Annotated in this window: 1 pseudogene; it reads left to right on the top strand. The window is 76.7% G+C overall.

Going from position 1 to position 686, the window contains the following annotated elements:
* Positions 1–686, top strand: a pseudogene (locus tag D7V97_RS43455) (ATP-dependent helicase); the annotation flags it as partial.

The following is a 686-nucleotide window of genomic DNA, read 5'->3' as shown; positions in this document are numbered from 1 at the left end:
GGCGGAGGGCCTGGAGCACCTGGCGCGGCTGAGCCTGGCGCTGCTCACCCCGCGCGTGGAGGCCGCGTACCTGCCGCAGGTGCGCGCGGTCATCTCCCGCAGGCGGCTGGTGGAGCTGCTGGCCGCGGACTCGCTCGACCGGTGGACGGCGGAGATGCTGCCCACCCCGCGCATGCGCGACCTGCTGCCAAGGCTCGCCTGGCGCTACGTGGAGGACGAGCGGGCGGCCGTGGCCGAGGCGCGCGCGTCGCTGGCCGAGCGGCTCACCCCTCCCGCCGAGCCGCGCACGCACCGCGTCCACGGGATGCTGCTCGCGTGGCGGGCCCTGCTGCCGTCGAGTGTCGCGCCGCGCCCGTCGCGCGCCCTGTCGCTGGAGGCGCTGGTGGAGGAGCCGGACCTGCCCGGCTTCCGCCTCAAGGAGACGCGCATCTCCGAGCAGCCGGTGGGCCCGGCGGGCAGCGTCTTCATCCTGCCGGACGCGCGGCTGACGTTCAGCCCCACGGCGGTGGCGGTGGACTGCTCGTGCGGCGCGACGTTCTGCGTGCACCAGCTGGCGGCGGTGGACACGGCGCTCCTGTGGCTGCGCCAGCGCTGGACGGAGGCCTTCGCCGAGACGCTGGAGGAGCTGGTGCGGCCGCAGTGGGCGCGGACGCTGCGCGCGCTGGAGCGGGCGGTGGAGGAGAGCC

The organism is Corallococcus sp. CA053C (assembly GCF_003611675.1).
Taxonomy (GTDB): Bacteria; Myxococcota; Myxococcia; order Myxococcales; family Myxococcaceae; genus Corallococcus.
This window is presented reverse-complemented; position numbering and strand designations above follow the sequence as displayed.